Origin of the sequence: Streptomyces sp. NPDC086835, from assembly GCF_044745705.1 — a bacterium.
In the GTDB taxonomy this organism is placed as follows: domain Bacteria; phylum Actinomycetota; class Actinomycetes; order Streptomycetales; family Streptomycetaceae; genus Streptomyces.
Genome location: NZ_JBIVAU010000013.1, coordinates 110,165 through 128,290, shown reverse-complemented (window position 1 = coordinate 128,290; position 18,126 = coordinate 110,165). Strand labels below are relative to the sequence as shown.

General features: G+C 70.4%; 11 protein-coding genes and 2 pseudogenes. 5 read left to right on the top strand and 8 right to left on the bottom strand.

Translation table 11 applies throughout. From position 1 onward, the window contains the following. Positions 1–57: 57 nt before the first annotated feature. A pseudogene (locus ACIPJI_RS32935) lies at positions 58–1,300 on the bottom strand (IS701 family transposase). Between the two features lie 214 nt (positions 1,301–1,514). On the opposite strand from ACIPJI_RS32935, the gene ACIPJI_RS32930 reads away from it, so the two are divergent. From ACIPJI_RS32930 to xdhC, 4 genes are all read left to right on the top strand, one after another. Further along, positions 1,515–1,973 carry an SRPBCC domain-containing protein gene (locus tag ACIPJI_RS32930; RefSeq protein WP_402250504.1) on the top strand — a complete coding sequence of 153 codons (459 nt, stop codon included), beginning with the start codon at positions 1,515–1,517 and terminating at the stop codon, positions 1,971–1,973. Between the two features lie 517 nt (positions 1,974–2,490). Further along, on the top strand, positions 2,491–4,020 hold the full coding sequence (locus tag ACIPJI_RS32925) for a xanthine dehydrogenase small subunit (RefSeq protein ID WP_402250535.1): 1,530 nt from the start codon (positions 2,491–2,493) through the stop codon (positions 4,018–4,020). After that, a complete protein-coding gene (gene xdhB / locus ACIPJI_RS32920) occupies positions 4,017–6,461 on the top strand; it encodes a xanthine dehydrogenase molybdopterin binding subunit (protein WP_402250502.1) in 2,445 nt (814 codons plus the stop codon). Before ACIPJI_RS32925 ends, xdhB begins: the two co-directional genes overlap by 4 nt. Position 6,462: 1 nt before the next feature. After that, positions 6,463–7,272 carry a xanthine dehydrogenase accessory protein XdhC gene (gene xdhC, locus ACIPJI_RS32915; protein ID WP_402250501.1) on the top strand — a complete coding sequence of 270 codons (810 nt, stop codon included), beginning with the start codon at positions 6,463–6,465 and terminating at the stop codon, positions 7,270–7,272. A gap of 222 nt (positions 7,273–7,494) precedes the next feature. On the opposite strand, the gene ACIPJI_RS32910 is transcribed toward xdhC, so the two are convergent. Both ACIPJI_RS32910 and ACIPJI_RS32905 read right to left on the bottom strand, forming a co-directional pair. Further along, on the bottom strand, positions 7,495–9,216 hold the full coding sequence (locus tag ACIPJI_RS32910; protein ID WP_402250499.1) for an acyl-CoA dehydrogenase family protein: 1,722 nt from the start codon (positions 9,214–9,216) through the stop codon (positions 7,495–7,497). 110 nt (positions 9,217–9,326) lie between these two features. Then, complete coding sequence (locus ACIPJI_RS32905) at positions 9,327–9,896, bottom strand: PadR family transcriptional regulator (protein WP_402250497.1); 570 nt, start codon at positions 9,894–9,896, stop codon at positions 9,327–9,329. 281 nt (positions 9,897–10,177) lie between these two features. Here ACIPJI_RS32905 and ACIPJI_RS32900 point away from each other — a divergent pair, with 281 nt between their 5' ends. Then, complete coding sequence (locus ACIPJI_RS32900) at positions 10,178–10,981, top strand: aquaporin (protein WP_402250495.1); 804 nt, start codon at positions 10,178–10,180, stop codon at positions 10,979–10,981. Between the two features lie 215 nt (positions 10,982–11,196). Here ACIPJI_RS32900 and ACIPJI_RS32895 read toward each other — a convergent pair whose 3' ends face one another. The 5 genes and pseudogenes from ACIPJI_RS32895 to ACIPJI_RS32875 all read right to left on the bottom strand — a co-directional run bounded on the left by ACIPJI_RS32895 (position 11,197) and on the right by ACIPJI_RS32875 (position 17,985). Continuing rightward, positions 11,197–11,763: a molybdopterin-dependent oxidoreductase gene (locus ACIPJI_RS32895; RefSeq protein ID WP_402250534.1), complete on the bottom strand. Its 567-nt coding sequence runs from the start codon at positions 11,761–11,763 to the stop codon at positions 11,197–11,199. 1,227 nt (positions 11,764–12,990) lie between these two features. Further along, a pseudogene (locus ACIPJI_RS32890) lies at positions 12,991–14,439 on the bottom strand (SAV_2336 N-terminal domain-related protein); the annotation flags it as partial. Continuing rightward, positions 14,436–15,443: a MoxR family ATPase gene (locus tag ACIPJI_RS32885; protein WP_356623767.1), complete on the bottom strand. Its 1,008-nt coding sequence runs from the start codon at positions 15,441–15,443 to the stop codon at positions 14,436–14,438. The pseudogene ACIPJI_RS32890 and the gene ACIPJI_RS32885, both read right to left, overlap by 4 nt. 51 nt (positions 15,444–15,494) lie before the next feature. After that, positions 15,495–17,600, bottom strand: a complete 2,106-nt coding sequence (locus ACIPJI_RS32880) for a trypsin-like peptidase domain-containing protein (protein ID WP_402250493.1) — start codon at positions 17,598–17,600, stop codon at positions 15,495–15,497. Beyond that, positions 17,593–17,985: a CU044_2847 family protein gene (locus tag ACIPJI_RS32875; protein ID WP_356623770.1), complete on the bottom strand. Its 393-nt coding sequence runs from the start codon at positions 17,983–17,985 to the stop codon at positions 17,593–17,595. Before ACIPJI_RS32875 ends, ACIPJI_RS32880 begins: the two co-directional genes overlap by 8 nt. Positions 17,986–18,126: the final 141 nt, after the last annotated feature.

Genomic DNA, 18,126 nt, shown 5'->3' with positions numbered 1-18,126 from the left:
CCTTGGCGTCCGGCACCTCAGCGCGTCACCTAGTACTCCAACCGTAAATCTTGATCTTCATGGGGTCTGGGCTGTTTGTCGCAGGTAGTGGCCGTCGCGGGCGCGGGCTTGGTGGCGTCGTCGCCAGTCGGACCACGAAAGCCGGTGGGCTGGGGCGTGGACGGGCTGGACAATCAGCGTGGTGAACAAATGCTGGATCTCGTTGCAGGTCAGCGGGATCAGCCCGTCCGGGGAGGGGTGACGGGTCTGTTCGTGTGCGGCGGTGATGGCGAGGAAGGCGTGCGCGAGCATCGCGAGGGTGATCCACTTGGCGCCAGGACGTCCACCGCCTCATCTGGTGTTCGTCAAGTCCGGCCAGGCCCTTTCCGGACTGGAAGGTTTCCTCGACGGTCCATCGGCGTCCGGCGACGCGCACGAGGGTGGCCAGTGGAACGGCAGTGGGTGAGTAGCAGCGATAGAAGGCGAGTTCGCTGGTGCGGCGGTTGCGCCGGATCAGCAGTTGGTGGCCGGGGCCGGGGCCGGTGTCGGTGATGTCGGCCACGGCCCAGTCGTAGAAGCGCAGCCCCTTGGCTCCTGTGCCTGTGGAGCGTTGCTGCCAGGCCCGTTTGGGCAGTTTCTTGGCCAGGGCGTCGGCCCGGAGCTTCCCGGCGTGGGTGGAGATCTGGTGGTCGCAGGCGACGGCGAGGACGTAACCGGTCTGCCGGGCTTCGAGTGCGGCGCGCAGGTGCGGGTTGGCGCCGTAGACCTCGTCACCGGTGACCCAGGCGGCGCGGATGCCGGCGTCCAGGGTGCGTGTGAGGACCGTGGTGGCCAGGGCTGGCTTGGTGGCGAAGCCGATCTCGCCTGGGATCCCGGCTGCCTGGCAGCGTTCCGGGTCATCGATCCACGAGCGCGGGACGTACAGTTCCCGGTCGATGGCGGCATGTCCGGCCGGAGCTGAGTAGACGAGATAGACGGCGACCTGCGAGTTTTCGATGCGGCCCGCAGTGCCGGTGTACTGGCGCTGCACGCCCACCGTGTGGGTGCCCTTCTTCAGATCGCCGGTCTCGTCGACGACCAATACGGCGTCCTGATCGCCGAGCTGTTCGACGACGTATCCGCGTAGGTCGTCGCGGACTGCCTCGGCATCCCACTTGGCCCGGGCCAGCAGGTGCTGCAGGCCATCCGGTGTGGCGTGTCCGGCATGTTCGGCGATCGTCCAGCAGTTTTTCCGTGGCAGGTTCGACAGCAGTCCCAGGACGAGGGACCGTGCGCGGCGTCGAGGTTCGACCCGCGCGAAGCGGCCTGCGATCCGGCCCATCAGGTCGTCGAACATGTCCAGCCAGTGAGCGGGGTCTAGGCCATGGCTTGCGGCCTCCGCTTGATCCTCGTTGGTCCACACAGCACGCGATGATCATCGGTGGCCGCACCTGTCTTCACATCGCCCCTGACCAGCGAGATCGCGACCTATGGCTAGATTACTTAGGATATGTTCTGTTGTCAATCTCGAGGCCTTCGGTTGGAGGAGGTTCGTGATGGCGCACGATGGCGGGTTGAGGCTGCATCTGCAGCGTGTCCTCCGCGCACCGCGCTCGGTCGTATTCCGAGCCTTGACCGAACCGCAGGAACTGGCCAAGTGGTGGGGCCCTGACGGATTCGTCACCCCAAGTGTGGAAAGCGACCTTCGGCCCGGAGGTGGTTATCGGATCGCGATGCAGCCTCCGGAAGGCGATCTGTTCTACCTGGTGGGGGAATTCGTTGAGGTCGATCCTCCGGCACGCCTGTCCTACACCTTCCGGTGGGAGGATCCCGATCCCGAGGACCGGGAGACGGTGGTGACGCTGTCGCTTCGCGACATCGGCGGTACGTGGGCCGAGTTGGACTTCAGCCAGGGCGACTTCGCCACTGAGCGGCGCCAAGCTCTTCACGAGGAAGGCTGGGCTCAGAGTCTCAACAAGCTGGAGGAGCTGATGTCGTCGGCTGCGTCGGCCTGAGATCTTTACCGCAGGGGAGAGGGTCCTGCTGGTGGCCGCACCTGTCTTCACATCACCCTGACCAGCAAGATCGCGATCTACGGTTGGAGTACTGAGCGGCAGCAGGGGTCGGAGCCATCCTCATCGGCGAGGCGGACTCAGCTGGTTCCCGCTGCTCTTGGGCGTTTCCCACTCGACCTCTTGACCTCTGTGACACCAACCACTACTTTGCGGTGGACGCCGACCCGCGACGATCGAAAGGAGGCGACCAGCAGATGTACACCAGCTCTGATCTTGGTCGCCTCGCCCACTGCACGGTCTGGGTTCCGGGTCGAATCGCGCACGGCTGCTGACACGCCGTTTCTGATGTGCCCTTCCGTGGCACATTCCGGGTTTCCCTTCACCATCTTCCGGCACGTCACTGTTGCGTGCCCTTTTGCGCCCGCTTCTCTCACGTGGCGCGTCTGAACACAGAAAGCTGCCTGAAATTGGCGAACATGATGAATCGACCCGTCGCGCACCGAAACGGTGGCCTGTCATGGTAGCGGCGCGGATCACGGTCAACGGGAAAGAAGCACCGATCTCACCGGCTGCGCCCCACACCACAACGCTGGACTTTCTGCGCGAGCGCGGCCTCACCGGCAGCAAAGAGGGCTGTGCCGAGGGTGAATGCGGCGCCTGTTCGGTCCTGGTCGCCCGTCCCGGGGTGAACAAGCCCACCGACTGGGTGGCGGTCAACGCCTGCCTGGTCCCGGTCGCGGCGCTCGACGGTCAGGAGATCATCACCTCTGAAGGTCTCGCCACCGCCGGCGAACCCGGCATGCCGGCCACCCTGCACCCGGTGCAGGAGGAGATGGCGGTCCGCGGCGGCTCCCAATGCGGTTACTGCACGCCGGGATTCATCTGCAGCATGGCCGCCGAGTACTACCGGCCCGACCGCTGCGCGCACGCGGGCCCGGACTCGGCCTCGGGCCCGGACTCCGGCTCGGGCTCGGGCTCGGGCTCCGGCTCGGGCTCGGGCCCGGCCGACAGCATCGACCACGAGCACGGTCCGAACGGTTTCGATCTGCACGCGCTGAGCGGAAACCTGTGCCGCTGCACCGGTTATCGCCCGATTCGCGATGCCGCGTTCGCCGTCGGTGCCCCCACCGATGAGGACCCGCTCGCGCAGCGTCGCGAGCAGTCCCCGCCCGCACCGGTCGCCACCGAATACACCCAGGACGACAGCGCCTTCCTGCGCAAGAACACCCTGGCAGAAACGCTGGAGTTGCTGCGCGAGCGGCCTGACGCGGTGGTGGTCGCCGGCTCCACCGACTGGGGCGTGGAGGTGAACATCCGTTCCCGCAGGGCGGATTGCGTGGTCGCCGTCGACCGGCTTCCCGAACTGCGGGAGCTGCGCGTCGAATCCGACCACATCGAGCTCGGGGCGGCGCTGACGCTCACCGAGATCGAGCGTCGCCTCGACGGCGACGTCCCGCTGCTGGCCGAGCTGTTCCCGCAGTTCGCGTCCCGGCTCATCCGCAACGGTGCGACCCTCGGCGGCAACCTGGGGACCGGCTCCCCCATCGGTGACAGCCCGCCGGTGCTGCTCGCGCTGGAGGCATCGGTGGTGCTCGCCGACGCCGACGGTGAGCGCGAGGTCCCGCTGGCGGACTACTTCACCGGCTACCGGCAGAGCGTGCGCCGTCCCGGTGAGCTGATCCGCTCGGTGCGCATCCCGCTGCCGCTGTCACCGGTCTCGGCCTTCCACAAGATCGCAAAGCGGCGCTTCGACGACATCTCCAGCGTGGCAGTCGCTTTCGCGCTCGACGTCGAGGACGGGATCGTCCGCAAGGCACGCATCGGCCTGGGCGGCGTGGCCGCCACCCCGGTCCGCGCCCTCGCCACCGAGGCGGCGCTGGAGGGCAAGCCGTGGGCGACAGAGACCGTCGAGGCCGCGGCTCGGGTGCTGCGCGGCGAGGGCACGCCGATGGACGATCATCGCGCCAGCTCCCTCTACCGCTCCGCGATGCTCGGCCAGAGCCTGCTCAAGCTGTACGCACAGACCACCGAGGCGGTGTCGTCATGAGTCATCTGTCCGAGCGCCCAGAAGCGCCTGTCGTCGGCGTCTCGATGCCGCACGAGAGCGCCGTCCTGCACGTCACCGGCACCGCGCTCTACACCGACGACCTGGTCGCTCGTACCAAGGACGTCCTGCACGCCTACCCGGTCCAGGTCATGAAGGCCCGCGGCCGGATCACCGCGCTGCGCACCGAGCCCGCGCTCGCCGTGCCCGGTGTGGTCCGTGTGCTGACCGGCGCCGACGTGCCCGGCGTCAACGACGCCGGCATGAAGCACGACGAACCGCTGTTCCCCGACGAGGTCATGTTCCACGGCCACGCCGTCGCCTGGGTGCTCGGCGAGACCCTGGAGGCGGCCCGGCTCGGTGCGGCGGCCGTCGAGGTGGAACTGGAGGAACTGCCCTCCTTGGTCACGTTGCAGGACGCGATCGCGGCCGGCAGTTTCCACGGCGCTCGGCCGGTGATGCAGACCGGTGACGTCGACGCCGGCTTCGCGGACTCCGCGCACGTGTTCACCGGCGAGTTCCAGTTCTCCGATCAGGAGCACTTCTACCTCGAGACGCACGCGGCGCTGGCCCATGTCGACGAGGGTGAGCAGGTGTTCGTCCAGAGCAGCACCCAGCATCCTTCGGAGACCCAGGAGATCGTCGCGCACGTGCTCGGGCTGCACAGCCACGAGGTGACCGTGCAGTGTCTGCGGATGGGTGGCGGCTTCGGCGGCAAGGAGATGCAGCCGCACGGGTTCGCGGCCGTCGCCGCGCTCGGCGCCAAGCTGACCGGTCGGCCCGTTCGGGTGCGGCTCAACCGGACACAGGATCTGACCATGTCCGGCAAGCGGCACGGGTTCCACGCCGAGTGGAAGATCGGCTTCGACGCCGACGGCCGCATCCAGGCCCTGGACGCCACCCTGACCGCGGACGGTGGCTGGAGCCTGGACCTGTCCGAACCGGTGGTGGCCCGTGCGCTGTGCCACATCGACAACACCTACTGGATCCCCAACGCCCGCGTCGCCGGTCGCATCGCCAGGACCAACAAGGTCTCCAACACGGCCTTCCGCGGCTTCGGCGGTCCGCAGGGCATGCTGGTGATCGAGGACATCATGGGCCGGTGCGCGCCGCTGCTCGGCCTGGATCCGACGGAGTTGCGGGAGCGCAACTTCTACCGGCCGGGCCATGGTCAGTCGACGCCGTACGGTCAGCCGGTCACTCAGCCGGAACGGATCGCGACCGTCTGGCAGCAGGTTCAGGACAACGGCGGCATCTCCGACCGCAAGCGCGAGATCGCCGCCTTCAACGCCGCGCACCCGCACACCAAGCGGGCACTTGCGATCACCGGCATCAAGTTCGGAATCTCGTTCAACCTCACCGCCTTCAACCAGGCCGGCGCGCTGGTGCTGATCTACAAGGACGGCTCGGTCCTGATCAACCACGGGGGCACCGAGATGGGCCAGGGCCTGCACACCAAGATGCTGCAGGTGGCCGCGACCACGCTGGGCATCGGGCTGCACAAGGTGCGGCTGGCCCCCACGCGGACCGACAAGGTGCCCAACACCTCGGCCACCGCCGCCAGTTCGGGGGCGGACCTCAACGGTGCGGCAGTGAAGAACGCCTGCGAGCAGTTGCGCGAGCGGCTGCTCGCGGTGGCCGCCACCCAGCTGGGTTCGAGCGCCTCGGACGTGCGTATCGTCGAGGGCGTCGCGCGCACCCTGGGCAGCGACAAGGAGCTGGCCTGGGACGACCTGGTGCGCACCGCGTACTTCCAGCGCGTCCAGCTGTCGGCGGCCGGTTTCTACCGGACCGAGGGTCTGCACTGGGATGCGAAGACCTTCAGGGGCTCGCCGTTCAAGTACTTCTCCTACGGTGCCGCCGCGGCCGAGGTGGAGGTGGACGGCTTCACCGGCGCGTACCGCATCCGGCGGGTGGACATCGTGCACGATGTCGGCGACAGCCTGTCCCCGATGATCGACATCGGTCAGGTCGAGGGTGGTTTCGTGCAGGGCGCGGGCTGGCTGACGCTCGAGGACCTGCGCTGGGACGCCGGTGACGGGCCGAACCGCGGCCGGCTGCTGACCCAGGCCGCGAGCACCTACAAGCTGCCGAGCTTCTCGGAGATGCCCGAGGAGTTCCACGTCACGCTTTTGGAGAACGCCACCGAAGAGGGCGCGGTGTACGGGTCCAAGGCTGTGGGTGAGCCTCCGCTGATGCTGGCGTTCTCGGTGCGAGAAGCGTTGCGGCAGGCCGCCGCCGCGTTCGGGCCGAGCGGGGTCAGCGTCGAGTTGGCCTCGCCCGCGACGCCGGAGGCGGTGTACTGGGCGATCGAGGCGGCTCGCCAGGGCGACGCCTCCCGGAACGGTCACGCCGGCAACGGGTTCGCCACCAACGGCCGCGCCGGAACCGGGCCCGCCGACGGCGCGGTCCGAACCGAGGCAGAAGTGCTGAGCGGTGCCTGACATGACATGGGTCGCCGCGGTCGCACGGTTGCGGGCACGCCGCGAGTCCGGCGTGCTGGTGACCGTCGCGGCCGTGCGCGGCCATGCCCCACGCGACGCCGGTGCGAAACTCGTTGTGGGGCAGACCGAGACGTGGGGATCGATCGGTGGCGGCAACGTCGAGGCCGTCGCGATCGATCGGGCCCGGGAGATGATGGCCGCTTCCAAGCCGGAGCCGGAGCTGATCGATTTCGCCCTGAACGACAAGGTGACCAACCAGCATGGTGTGCAATGCTGCGGCGGCACCGTCTCGGTGCTGCTCGAACCGCTGCCGGTGGTACGGGCGGTGGCGATCTTCGGCGTGGGGCACGTCGGGCTGGAACTGGCGCGCATCCTGGCACGTCACGACCTCGACCTCCATCTGATCGACACCCGCGCCGACATCCTCACCGAGGAGCGGCTCGACGTGCTGGCGGACGCGGTGGCCCAGGTCCACGTGCACCACACGCCGCTGCTGCCCGAGGAGGTGCTGGCGGAGTTGCCGCGCGGCACCCACATCCTGATCATGACCCATGATCACGCCGAGGACGCCGCACTGTGCGACGCCGCCTTGCGCACGACCCATCTCGGCTCCATCGGGCTGATCGGGTCGGCGGCCAAGTGGGTGCGGTTCCGCAAACGCCTCGCCACCGAGGGCGGTCACGACGAGGCCACCATCGATCGGATCAAGACCCCGATCGGGCTGGCGGACATCACCGGCAAGGAACCGGCGACCATCGCCGTGAGCGTCGCTGCCGATCTGCTGCGCACCTTCGAAACCGAGGGGAGCTGACTCTCCGACCGGATCGACAGGGGTGCCCCGCGCTCGTGCGAACGCACACACGCGGGGCACCCTTTCGGCGCGACCGGGCCCCGCTCCAACCGGCATCGGACTCACACACGCGGTCGCGCCGTTCGGATGCTCGGGCTCGGGCTCGGGCTCGGGCTCGGCAGGTGATCACGCCGGGGCGGCGCCGGACGGGCACGCACCGCCCGTCACGGCATCACGCGTCGCTCACGGTGTCATCGCGTAGGCCCCGGACAGGGCTTCGACACGCTTCCAGACCCGCGCCGAGCGGGCCTCGTCGACGACGGAGCGCCGGACGGCGTCCAGGGCCCAGCGCTGCTGCTGTGCCGTGGCGGAGTCCTTGCCGTGAAGCTCGACGGCGTGCGCGGAGAAGTCGCGGACCAGGACGGCGAACAGTTCGTCGAGCACGTCTTCGTCCGGGCTCGTCATCCCCGCCTGCTCGAGGATCAGCTGACCGTGCACGACCAGCGCGAAGAGTTGCCCCACGGCGAGCAGCAGGTCGAGGTCACGGCTCTGCTCCTCGTCGGGCGCGGCGGTGGCGACGAACTCGCACAGGGCTTCCGCCTGCTCCCGGAAGCGGGCGACGTTGGGCAGGTGGGCGTAGGCGTCGAAGGCGGGACGCCAGTCATGGAAGCGGACGGAGCCGAGGCCACGGGCCGGCCCCTGCCGGAAGAGGAAATCGTCGTCGGCCGCGTCGAGACGCGTGGGCACGGGCGCGTACTCGGCCGGGTTCAGCAGATGGTTGCGCATGAACTTGAGGATCAGCGCGAGATTGACGTGGACCGTTCCCTCGAGCTTCGGCAGCCCCCGGATCTCGACGGCGGCCTGGGCGAAGTAGGTGTCCTTCTCGAAGCCCTTCGCGGCGATGACGTCCCAGAGCAGGTCGATGACCTTTTCGCCCTCTGTGGTCACCTTCATCTTCGTCATCGGGTTGAAGAGCAGGTAACGACGGTCGTCGGGCCCCGCGGAGCGGAAGTAGTCGACGGCGCGGTCGCTGAACAGCTTCATCCCGACCAGGCGGACATACGCGTCGGCGAGCTCGCGGCGCACGTGCGGGAAGGCGGTGACGGGGCGGCCGTACAGGATCCGGTTCTGGGCGTGGGTGACCGCCTCGTACATTGCGTGCTCGCAAATGCCGATCGAGGCGGTGCAGAGGTTGAATTTGCCGACGTTGACGGTGTTGAGCGCGGCGTCGAAGGCGGCACGGCCGGTGTGCAGCACGTCCTCGGGGCCGACGGGGTAGTCCTCCAGCCGGAACTCGCTGACGTACTTCGAGGAATCGACCACGTTCTGCACCACGTGGTAGGCCGGGTGACGGCTGTCCGCGGCGAAGAAGACATAGCCGTCAGGGCCCTCGACGTCGGTGCGGCGGCCGAAGACGGAGACCAGTCCGGCGGCGTTGCCGTTGCCGATGTAGTACTTGGAGCCGCGGGCCCGGAAGCCGCCCTCGCCGTCGGGCTCCAACAGCATGTCGGTGGAGTAGATGTCGGCGCCGTGGGCCTTCTCGGACAGTCCGAACGCGAACACCTCGCCTTGGTCGAGCAGTTCGGCGGCGCGGGCCCGGGCCGCGGAGTTGTCGCTCTGCCAGACCGGTCCGAGGCCGAGGACGGTGACCTGCCAGGCGTACCAGTAGTCGAGCCCGTAGAAGCCGAAGATCTCGTTGAGGGCGGCGATCCGCGCGGTGTCCCAGCGCTTGTCCTGCTGGGTGCCGGCCTCGGAGGCGGGGGTGAGGAAGGTTGCGAACAGTCCTTCCCCGGCGGCGAATGCGAGGAAGTCCCCGAGCCAGGCGCGGGTGCGGTAGTCCTCGATCAGCTTGCGCTTCCCGCGGGCCTCGAACCAGTCGACGGTGGCACGCAGCAGCCTGCGGGTCTCCGGGTCGAAGTGCGCCGGGTCGTAGGTGTGGGGATTGAACAGCAGCGGGTCAGCCATGAGGGTTGCCTTTCGGCTCGAGGTCGGTAGGGGTCAGGAGGTGTGGTCCGCCTCAGCCGGGACCGTGCGGAGGCGTGACCGCGAAGGAAGGCTTGCTGCGCGGCAGCGTGTCACCGGCCGGGGCCGATGCGATGAAGGGTGGCGAGTACGTCGTCGAGCCAGGCGATCATCATCCGCTCGTACGCGATCCCGCCGCGGAGGACCGCATGCTGCAACTCCCGCCCGGCATCGGGGGTCCCGCCCCCGGTCGTGCGGGTGTTGCTCCCTCCGAAGTCCCGGCGCTCGCCCGCGAGGTAGTGGTCGAGCTGGTCCCTGTGCATCCGCTGGTGTCGTTCGACCTCGCCGATCAGGGCGCGCGGGTCGTCGAAGGCCGCGCCACGGATCTTCACGGCGAGCTCGTGCCGGACGCTTTCCGGTTGGATCGGCTCATGGAGCCACTCCCCCAGGGCGGCCAGACCGTGCGCCGAGACCGAGTACTCCTTCTTGTCCGGCCGGCCCTGCTGCGGCACTTCCCGTACGTCGAGCCGGCCGTCGGCCTCCATGCGTTTGAGGACGCGGTAGATCTGCTGGTGGGTGGCCGTCCAGAAGTAGCCGATGGAGCGTTCGAACCGCCGGGCCAGCTCGTACCCGGAGCCCGGTTTCTCCAGCAGGGAGACGAGGATCGCGTGTTCGAGCGCCATACATCGATCCTGCTATGCAACTTGTTGCATAGGCAAGCGGCGACCGCCAGGGTGAGACGCGGCTCACTCACCCCGGCCTCACTCCCGGCCCGCCGCATCCCTGCCCGCCCGCGGGCGGCCCGCGGCACGAGCGCGGACCGGCGTTGAACGTCCACACGCATCACAGCGCAGGCGTGGCGCCCTCCGGCTGTCCGGACCGGGGTTCCGGGAGGCGGGCAGCGCGGCCTGCCCGTCGGACCCGGGCCCTCAGTTTCCGTTGCATGGAATATATTTTCCATTCCATGCAGGAACGGGGGGTCATCATGGGTGCGGACAGAGCGCTGGTCCGCCGCGCGGTCGCCGAGTCGGTGGGCAGCGCGGCGCTGGTCGCCGTCATCGTGGGGTCGGGTCTTCAGGCGACGGAACTGAGCACTGACGCCGGAGTCCGGCTCCTCGCCAACTCCCTCGCATCGGCAGTCGGACTCGGCCTGCTCATCGCGCTGTTCGCCCCGGTCTCCGGGGCGCATCTCAACCCCGTGGTGACCCTGTGCGCCTGGTGGGCACGCCGCCCGAACGGGGGCGGGGCCGCCGGAGTCGAGGCGGCGGTCTACATCGGTGCGCAACTCGTCGGCGCCGTCGGGGGCGCACTGCTCGCGGAGGCCATGTTCGGAAGGTCTCCTGGCGCTTGGTCGACACAGGTCCGGACCGATACGCATCTGCTCCTCGGCGAGACGGTCGCAACGGCGGGCTTGGTGGTGCTCATTCAGGGGCTCGACCGGAACGAACGGTCGGCGTCGGCGCCGGTGGCCGTCGCCGCCTACATCGGGGCGGCGATCTGGTTCACCTCGTCGGGGTCGTTCGCCAATCCTGCGGCGACCGTCGGTCGCTCTCTGACCGACTCCTTCACCGGGATCTCACCGGGCTCGGTGCCCGGCTTCGTCGCGGCACAGTTGCTGGGCGGACTCGCCGGGGCCGGGTTGGCGACCCTGCTGTACGGCAGGCGGCCGCACACGTTCCACGCCACCGCACTCACGGTGCAACGAGGCGCGGCGCGGGTGACCCCGTCGGGCATCGACCAGGGCCGGCCGGCAGACGGCCGGGACTGACCTTCGCTCAGCAGCCGCCGGTCCGCCACTCGGACGTCGTCGCGGTGAGCTTCCGCACCCCCGCTACTGGCTCACCCCGACCTGGGAGTTGTGAACTTCGTCGGTGTCCCGGGGCGGCTGCGACCGCCCGGGACGCCGGGGTGCGCTCGCTGTGGTACCGGCCGTCACTCACCGGGTGTGCTCTCGTCGGCGGCACGGGGTGGTCCCGACCGCCGTCACTCGATGGGGCCGTCGCCCGGCTCCTCCTGGTAGCTGTACCGCTGCTCGCGCCCCGGGTCGCCGATGTTGTGATAACCCCGTTCCTCCCAGAAACCGCGGCGGTCCTGCGTCATGTACTCGATACCGCGCACCCACTTGGCGCTCTTCCAGCCGTACAGATGCGGGACCACCAGACGCAACGGGAAGCCGTGCTCGGGTGTCAGCGCCTCCCCGTTGTGGTACCGCGCAAGAAGCGTCCGGTCGGACGCGAAATCGTGCAGCCGGAGATTGGCGCTGTAGCCGTACTCCGCCCAGATCATCACGTGGGTGACGGCGGGCGCGGGAGGGGCCAGTGCCAGCACGGTGGCCGCGGCGACCCCCATCCATTCATGGTCCGTCGAGCTCTTGCGGGACACGCAGTGCAGGTCGGCCGTGACGGACGTCAGCGGGAGCTCGGCGAACTCCTCGAAGTTCCAGCAGTGCTTGTCGCCGGAGGCCGTGGCGCCGAACACACGGAACTCCCACCGCTCCGGCCGGAACTTCGGCACGGGTCCGTAATGGCGCACGGGCCACCCCGGCACCATGCGCTGCCCGGGCGGAAGCGCCTCACCGCCGTCGTCGGCAGAGTCACCACCCGCGGAGGAACGGGTGACCGGCGAACCCGGATGCTCGCCCGGCCGGATACCACCGTCCTCGATCCACCCCTTCCAGCGGGCGAGTCTTCTGCGCGTGGCGAGCGTGTCCCGGTGGCCGGGACCCAGACGCCGGGTCTGGTCCGCCAACAGCTCGGACAGCGCGGTCGTGGCCTGGTACGCGTATCTGCCCGCAAGGTCAGAGCGTTCCGTGCGCGTCACCGGGCCGTGACCGGAGAAGTGGCGAGCCAGCTTCATGACCACCTCCGCCCGGCGCCCGAGGTCCCGACCGGTGGCTTCCTCGAGCAGCGAGAGCGCGCTGGTGAGGCAGCCCTCGTACTCGACGGCGACGAACTCCGGCGAGCCCTCCGCGCTCGCGGACTCGGCGCTGTCGGCCGAGGCGCGGGCGATCGCCTCGGCCGCGAGCACCAGCGCGCCCGCCCTGCGGACGGTGTGCTCCTCGTACGCCTCTTGCTCGGGGTAACGCGCAACGACCCCGTAGGCGTCCGCCGCCCGTGTCAGCAGCCGGTAGGCCGCCCAGGACGGGCCGGACTGCCACGGCGAGACGTCCAGCAGCTGCGGAGGGACGAGCCGCAGCCAGTCGTGCGCCCTGTCGTGCTCGTCGGCCAGCGCGACGAGGGCGTCCCCGAGGGCGCCGGTGGTGACGAAGTCCCCCGGCATCGTGGGGCGATTCAGGTCGCGCCGCAGGGCGCCGTCGAACGCCGTCGACACCGCCTCGGTAAGGTCCTCCGCCATGCCGAGGGCGCGCCAGCGCCGCAGCAGCGCGGCGGAGAGCAGCCCGTTCAGCCAGGTGGACCGCATGTTGTCGCTGGTGCTCTCCCCCAGCAGCCGCAGCAGCCGGATGGCTTCCTCCAGGTCACGTACGGCGCCGTCCTCGTCGTAGCGGTGAAGATGGCGGTCGGCGCGCCGGAAGTGAGCGAACCACTCCGCCTCCCGCAGCCTGACGGGTTCCGCAGACGACGCCCCGGTCGGATCCGCCGCACCGCCCACGGCAGGGAGGAAGCGCCGGAGCACGTGACTCGACACCTCGGCGAACATCGGCGCTGCGGGGTGGGCGTACTCGTCGCCCGTCTGCCCGGCATCGCCCGTGGGGCGGACGGTGCCGTCCAGGTAGGTGGCGGCCAGCAGCGGAAAGTTCCGAGTGCCGCGCCCGAAGTGCTGCGCCACGTAGTCGGAGAGCTCGCGCAGGACGAGGGCCGCCTCGCCGCGGTCGACTCGGTCGAGGAGCAGTTCCCGCACCCCGTCATGGAAGTCGAAGGCGAGATTCTCGGCGTCGGACGACTCCACGGGACGGCGGGTCAGGAGGCCGCTGAGCAGGACCTCCGCCAGTTCGGAGGGGCCGGTGTGCGGCAGCATCACCCGCTGAACGAGGCGCATCACCGGGAGAACGAGAGGCGCCGTCGCCAGATAGCGGGCGAGCCGGACCGCGTCGGGTGAAGCGACGGCGAGGAAGGCCCGCAGCAGGCCGGCGGGGTCCTGGACGGCGGCATCGACGCGCGGCGCACGCGACGCCAGGTGGTGGGGAAGCACCCAGGCCGCCGCGCCCCGGGCGGCGGCGGTGCTCCCTGCCAGCAACCGTGACCAGGTGCCGAACGCCCCGGCGGTCGGCGCCAGCACCGGGACGGCGAGCGCGTGCAGCGAAACGGCGGGCGGTTCCGTGTGGACGGGCCGGAAGTCCCAGCGGGCCTTGTGCTCCGGCCGCCGGAGAATGCCGGGGACCGGCGGCAGATGGGTGCGCGACCACATGCGCTGCGGCAGCGGCTGGAGTACGGCGACGGGGGCGACCTGGGCCCAGTTGTACAGGTTCCGCTGCATGTGACCGCTGCGCCACAGGGGCCCCGTGCAGTCGGAGAGGACCAGGGTGATCCGCTGCCCGGTCGGGTCGCGGAGGCGGGAGGCGGGGGCGGCGGCCTCCGGATGGCGTGTGTTCGCGACCACCGGCGTGCCCGCCCCGGGGAGCTCGTGCAGGTAGTGCACCGAGATGTCGTGGAAGGCGCCCGAGCGACCGCACAGGCGCCGGAGTTCGCGCAGCAACTGGTGCCAGGGAGCCATCGACGTCGAGACGTCCATAAGGATCCTCAGGCGCGCGGCGGGCCGCGCACTGTCCTCCAACACGGGCAGGAGGAGGCCGGTCTCGGCGGCCCGCTCGGCGGTGGCCGCTTCGTCGACCGACGGCTCCCGAGCCGCCCGGGTGGCCGGCCGGTAATGCCGGAGCGGGCGCAGGGCACGGCGCAGCGGCCGGGTGTCCGGCAGGGTGGTACCGCCCGGCACGTGCACGGAGTTGGCGGCCGTGACACCCCCGGAGGCGGTGCTCGCGTGGAGGCCCACCTGTCGGGCTCCCGGAGAGGCGGTCACCGGTGGCGGCGGGTCGACCGGCCGGGGGTCTGTGCGCGTGTGGGCGGGCGAAGCCTGCGCCTGGACATCCGCCGGGCCGGCCGGGGACGGGGTGACGAACCGCGCCAGCCAGAGTGCGTCCGCCACGGCGTCGGGCGCCGCGGACAGACCGGCCGCGCCAAGCCTGCGCACCAGCTCCTCCAACGGCCGTCCGGCCCGCGCACCGTCCTGCCCCGGGGCGCTCGCCTCCTCCTTCCCGGGCACCGTGCTCATGGCCGTCCCGGTCCGAGCGGCCGCATCAGCAGGTCCGCGAGGCGCTCGCGGCTGACGGGGTCCTCCTGGGCGCTGTGCTGCGTCAGATAGATGGCGTTCAGGAGTTGGTCGGCGGCGCGCAGCCCGCCGGGAGAGGCGGAGAGGAAGCGCTGGATCATGTCCTCGTTCTCGTCCGCGGAGAGATTACCGAAGTGCGCCTGGACCATCGCGGCGAGCCGGTCAGCACCGGGTGTGCGCATGTCGAGGTGGATGCAGCGGCGCAGCAGCGGGGCGGGGAAGTCGCGTTCGTCGTTGCTGGTCATCACCACCACCGGGAAAGCACGGCAGCGGACACGCCCTTCGGCGACGGTCGCGGCTGTGCCGTCGTCGGTGAGCACGGTGACCGTCCGGCCGCCGTCCTCATGGTGGGAGCGGACCAGCTCCGGGATGCTGAACTCCCCCTCCTCCAGGACGTTCAGGAGGTCGTTCGGAAGGTCGATGTCGCCTTTGTCGAGTTCGTCGATCAGCAGGACTCGCGGCCGTTCGGCAGGCAGCAGGGCCGTGCCGAGGGGACCAAGCCGCAGGTAGCGGCCGATGCCGGTGTCGGTGCGGCCGGCCAGTTGGGAGTCCTGGAGACGGCCGATGGCGTCGTACTGGTACAGCCCGTCGCGCAGACTGCTGCGGCTGACGATGGGCCATTGCAGGACCCGGCCCAGCCCCAGCTCGTAGGCGAGCGAGTGGGCGAGCGTGCTCTTTCCGGTGCCCGGGTCCCCGGTGATCAGCAGGGGGCGGCGGAGGTACAGGGCCGCGTTGATCAGCTCGAGTTCGTCCCGCGGACCGTGGGCGGCGAACCGGCCGTGGGCCGTGCCGAGCCTGCGGGTGGATGCGCTGTCGAGACCTGGCACCGGCGGCGGCGGCCCTGCGGGCTCGCCGTCGAACGCTCGCCACGGCGGCGGCGGGGGCAGCCGGGCGATGCCGTCGTGGGGTTCGCTCAGGCCCTGGTAGATGAGCCAGTCGCTGGTCACGGTACTCCTCAGTGATGGATGCGGCGTTCGGGCGAAGCGGGGACAGGGTGGTCAGGGGGCATCGAGGATGCCGGTGGGTGAGGGCAGGGGCCGGTCGGCGTCGTCGTACATCAGGGCAAGGGGTTTGGCCCAGTAGGCGTGCGGGTCCCGGCGGTGGATCCGCTCGCGCAGGACGCGCAGCCGCTCGGGAAGTTCGGCTGCGGAGCCGGCGTCCGCCAGGAGCTGTGCGGCGTGGCCGCTGAAGCTGCGGCAGCGTTCGTCGCACCCGTCCGGCGGGTGCGCCCCGGCGTTCCACAGGAAGATGCCGTGCCCGCTTTCGAGAGCCATGCGCAGAACCTCGCGGCCCGTGGCATCGGTTGCGGGGCGGCACACCACCGGCACTTGGTCCGGCTCCGCGCCGGTGAGGCCGGCGCGGCGCAGCACCCGGCCGGGTGGCGGCGTCGGAAGCGCGCGCAACGGCGCCGCGGCGGCGGTGTCCTTCCAGCGCATCTCCCACTGGGTGTCGCCGCGGCCCCGGCGTGAGGCGTCCCGCACCACGACCTGGCGGCGCACGCCCAGGGGCCAGCAGGACGGGTCGGAGAAGTCCAGGTCGGTGACGGCCGCCCGCGGGAGCCAGTGGTGCACCGCGAGGTCGAAGTGCTCGGGAGGGAGGACGACCTCCAGCGGCGTGTGCCGTTCCGCAGTGTCCAGTTGCAGGAAGAGCCGGGCAAGCGGGCGTTGCAGACGCAGCGGCAGTTCGTCCGGCGGGACCCCGTCGCCGGTGTCCTCGGCGTCCACGACGGCGTCGTCGTCATGCTCGGGGTCGAGGACGCGCAGGCGCCAGTGGAACGAGACGGACGCGGACCACAGGACGGGTTCGAGCTCCAGCAGCACGCTGGGCCCGTCACCGGGCCGGGCGTCCAGGGCAGTGACCTGCAGCGGCTCGACACCCTCCAGCGGGTCCGGGGGCACCGGTGCGGTGGTGGAAGCGCGACGCGGACCCGTACTGTCCCGGCCGCCGAAGAGGTTGAAGGCACCTTCGGCCCGCTGGGGCAGGGCGATGCCGTCGACGCTCACATCGCTCTCCAGACCGAGGCGGCGCTTGCGGTGTCTGACCCAGCGGGCCAGCTCCGTCGCCACGGGCGCCGCTCCGGCCGTCGTCTCGACCGCGAGGGCGACGAGCTTGGCGTACCGCAGATAGGGCAGGGCCTCGATCAGGAACTGCATCCGGTGCTGGTGGATCTCGCCGTGCCCGTCCCGCCAGTGCCGGAGCGAGGTGGCGGCCGGGAACTTCACCCGGTCATGGAACACTTCACGCAGGAGGGTCCTCACCAGGGTCGGATCCTCGGGGGCGGGCAGGGCGGCCAGCAGCTCGAACAACTCCAGACGGTCGCCGGGCGACCAGGAGGCCGGGCTGTCCGGCAAACCGTTACCGGGCAGGTCTCCCTGTACCTCCGGCCAGCCTTCCCGCAGATCGCGCTCCGCGTGCCACCGGTCGTGAGCGCAGATCAGGGCGTGGTAGGGGTCGGGTCCAAGGACATGGTCCGGGTCCACGACGACGGGGCTGACGAACTCCCGCAGCAGCGTGGTGCGCACGGCTCTGCCGCCGTCCTTGATGTCTCCTTCGGAACTTCGCCGGCTGGCCTTCGTCAGGCCGACCAGGGCGCCCAGGGACAGATCGACGACCGGTCCGCCTGAGGCCCCCTTGGGGATCTCCGTCTGCGGGCCCAGACGGAAGCTGTACGGACCGTCGTTGCCGGCGACCGTACAGACGCCGTTCCATTCGAGCACCTCCCCGGCGCGCCCGGCACCGGCGCTGTACCAGCCGTAGGCCCGCACCTCGCGGGAGGGCGGGTCGCCGCGGTCGCTGAGCCAGACACAGCTGTGCTCGACGTCCTCCTCCAGCAGCCGTACGAGGGCGATGTCCGACTCGGCGGGGACGGGGCCACGCTCGGGCACACCGGTCAGCCGGTACGCGGTTCTCGCCGGGACCGTTCGGCCGTTCCATAAGGTCACCCGGTACGGATCGGGCCCGGCGGTCCGGACCACGTGCGCCGCGGTCAGCGCCCAGCCAGGAGCCACCAGGCAGGCGGACCCCCAGTGCGTGCCGTCCTCCGCGCCGATGGCGGCGGTCGCCGCCCTGGTCAGCCGGTCCAGGCGAGGGGTCTGGTCAGGCATGCACCTGCGGGCCCGGGGCCGTGTCGTCGCTCCGGTCGCCGGGCCGCCAGGTGAGGGTGACATTGAGGGACGCCTTGGCCTCGCCGTCGGCGAGGAACGCAACCACCTTGCCGGACTTGGCGGCCATTTCGACGCCGAACGTGACGCTCACCTCGTCGGGCCGCGCCGCGTCCCGGGCGGCAGCCAGCACGGAGGTGCCGACCGCCCGGATCACCCGCTGGACGCTGTCGACCCGGTCCAGCAGGGTGTCGAGCGCGGTGACCTCTTCCTCCTCGCCGTACTCGGTGGGCCGCTTGCGCGGCTCCAGCTCGTCCGGGTCCAGCGTCTCCACGCGGGCGAGGACTGTCTCGCCGCCGATCTCCACTTCCCGTACCCGGTACGCCACCGCTCCGCCGCTCCCGTTGCCCGTACGCGTGCTGTCGGACCGCCCGCAGCGGACAACACGCCTTCCCCACATCTGAGTTGTCCAGGCTACTGGCGACCGGCCGGACGGCGGGGCCGTTCATCCATGTTGCCGTGGCGGTGG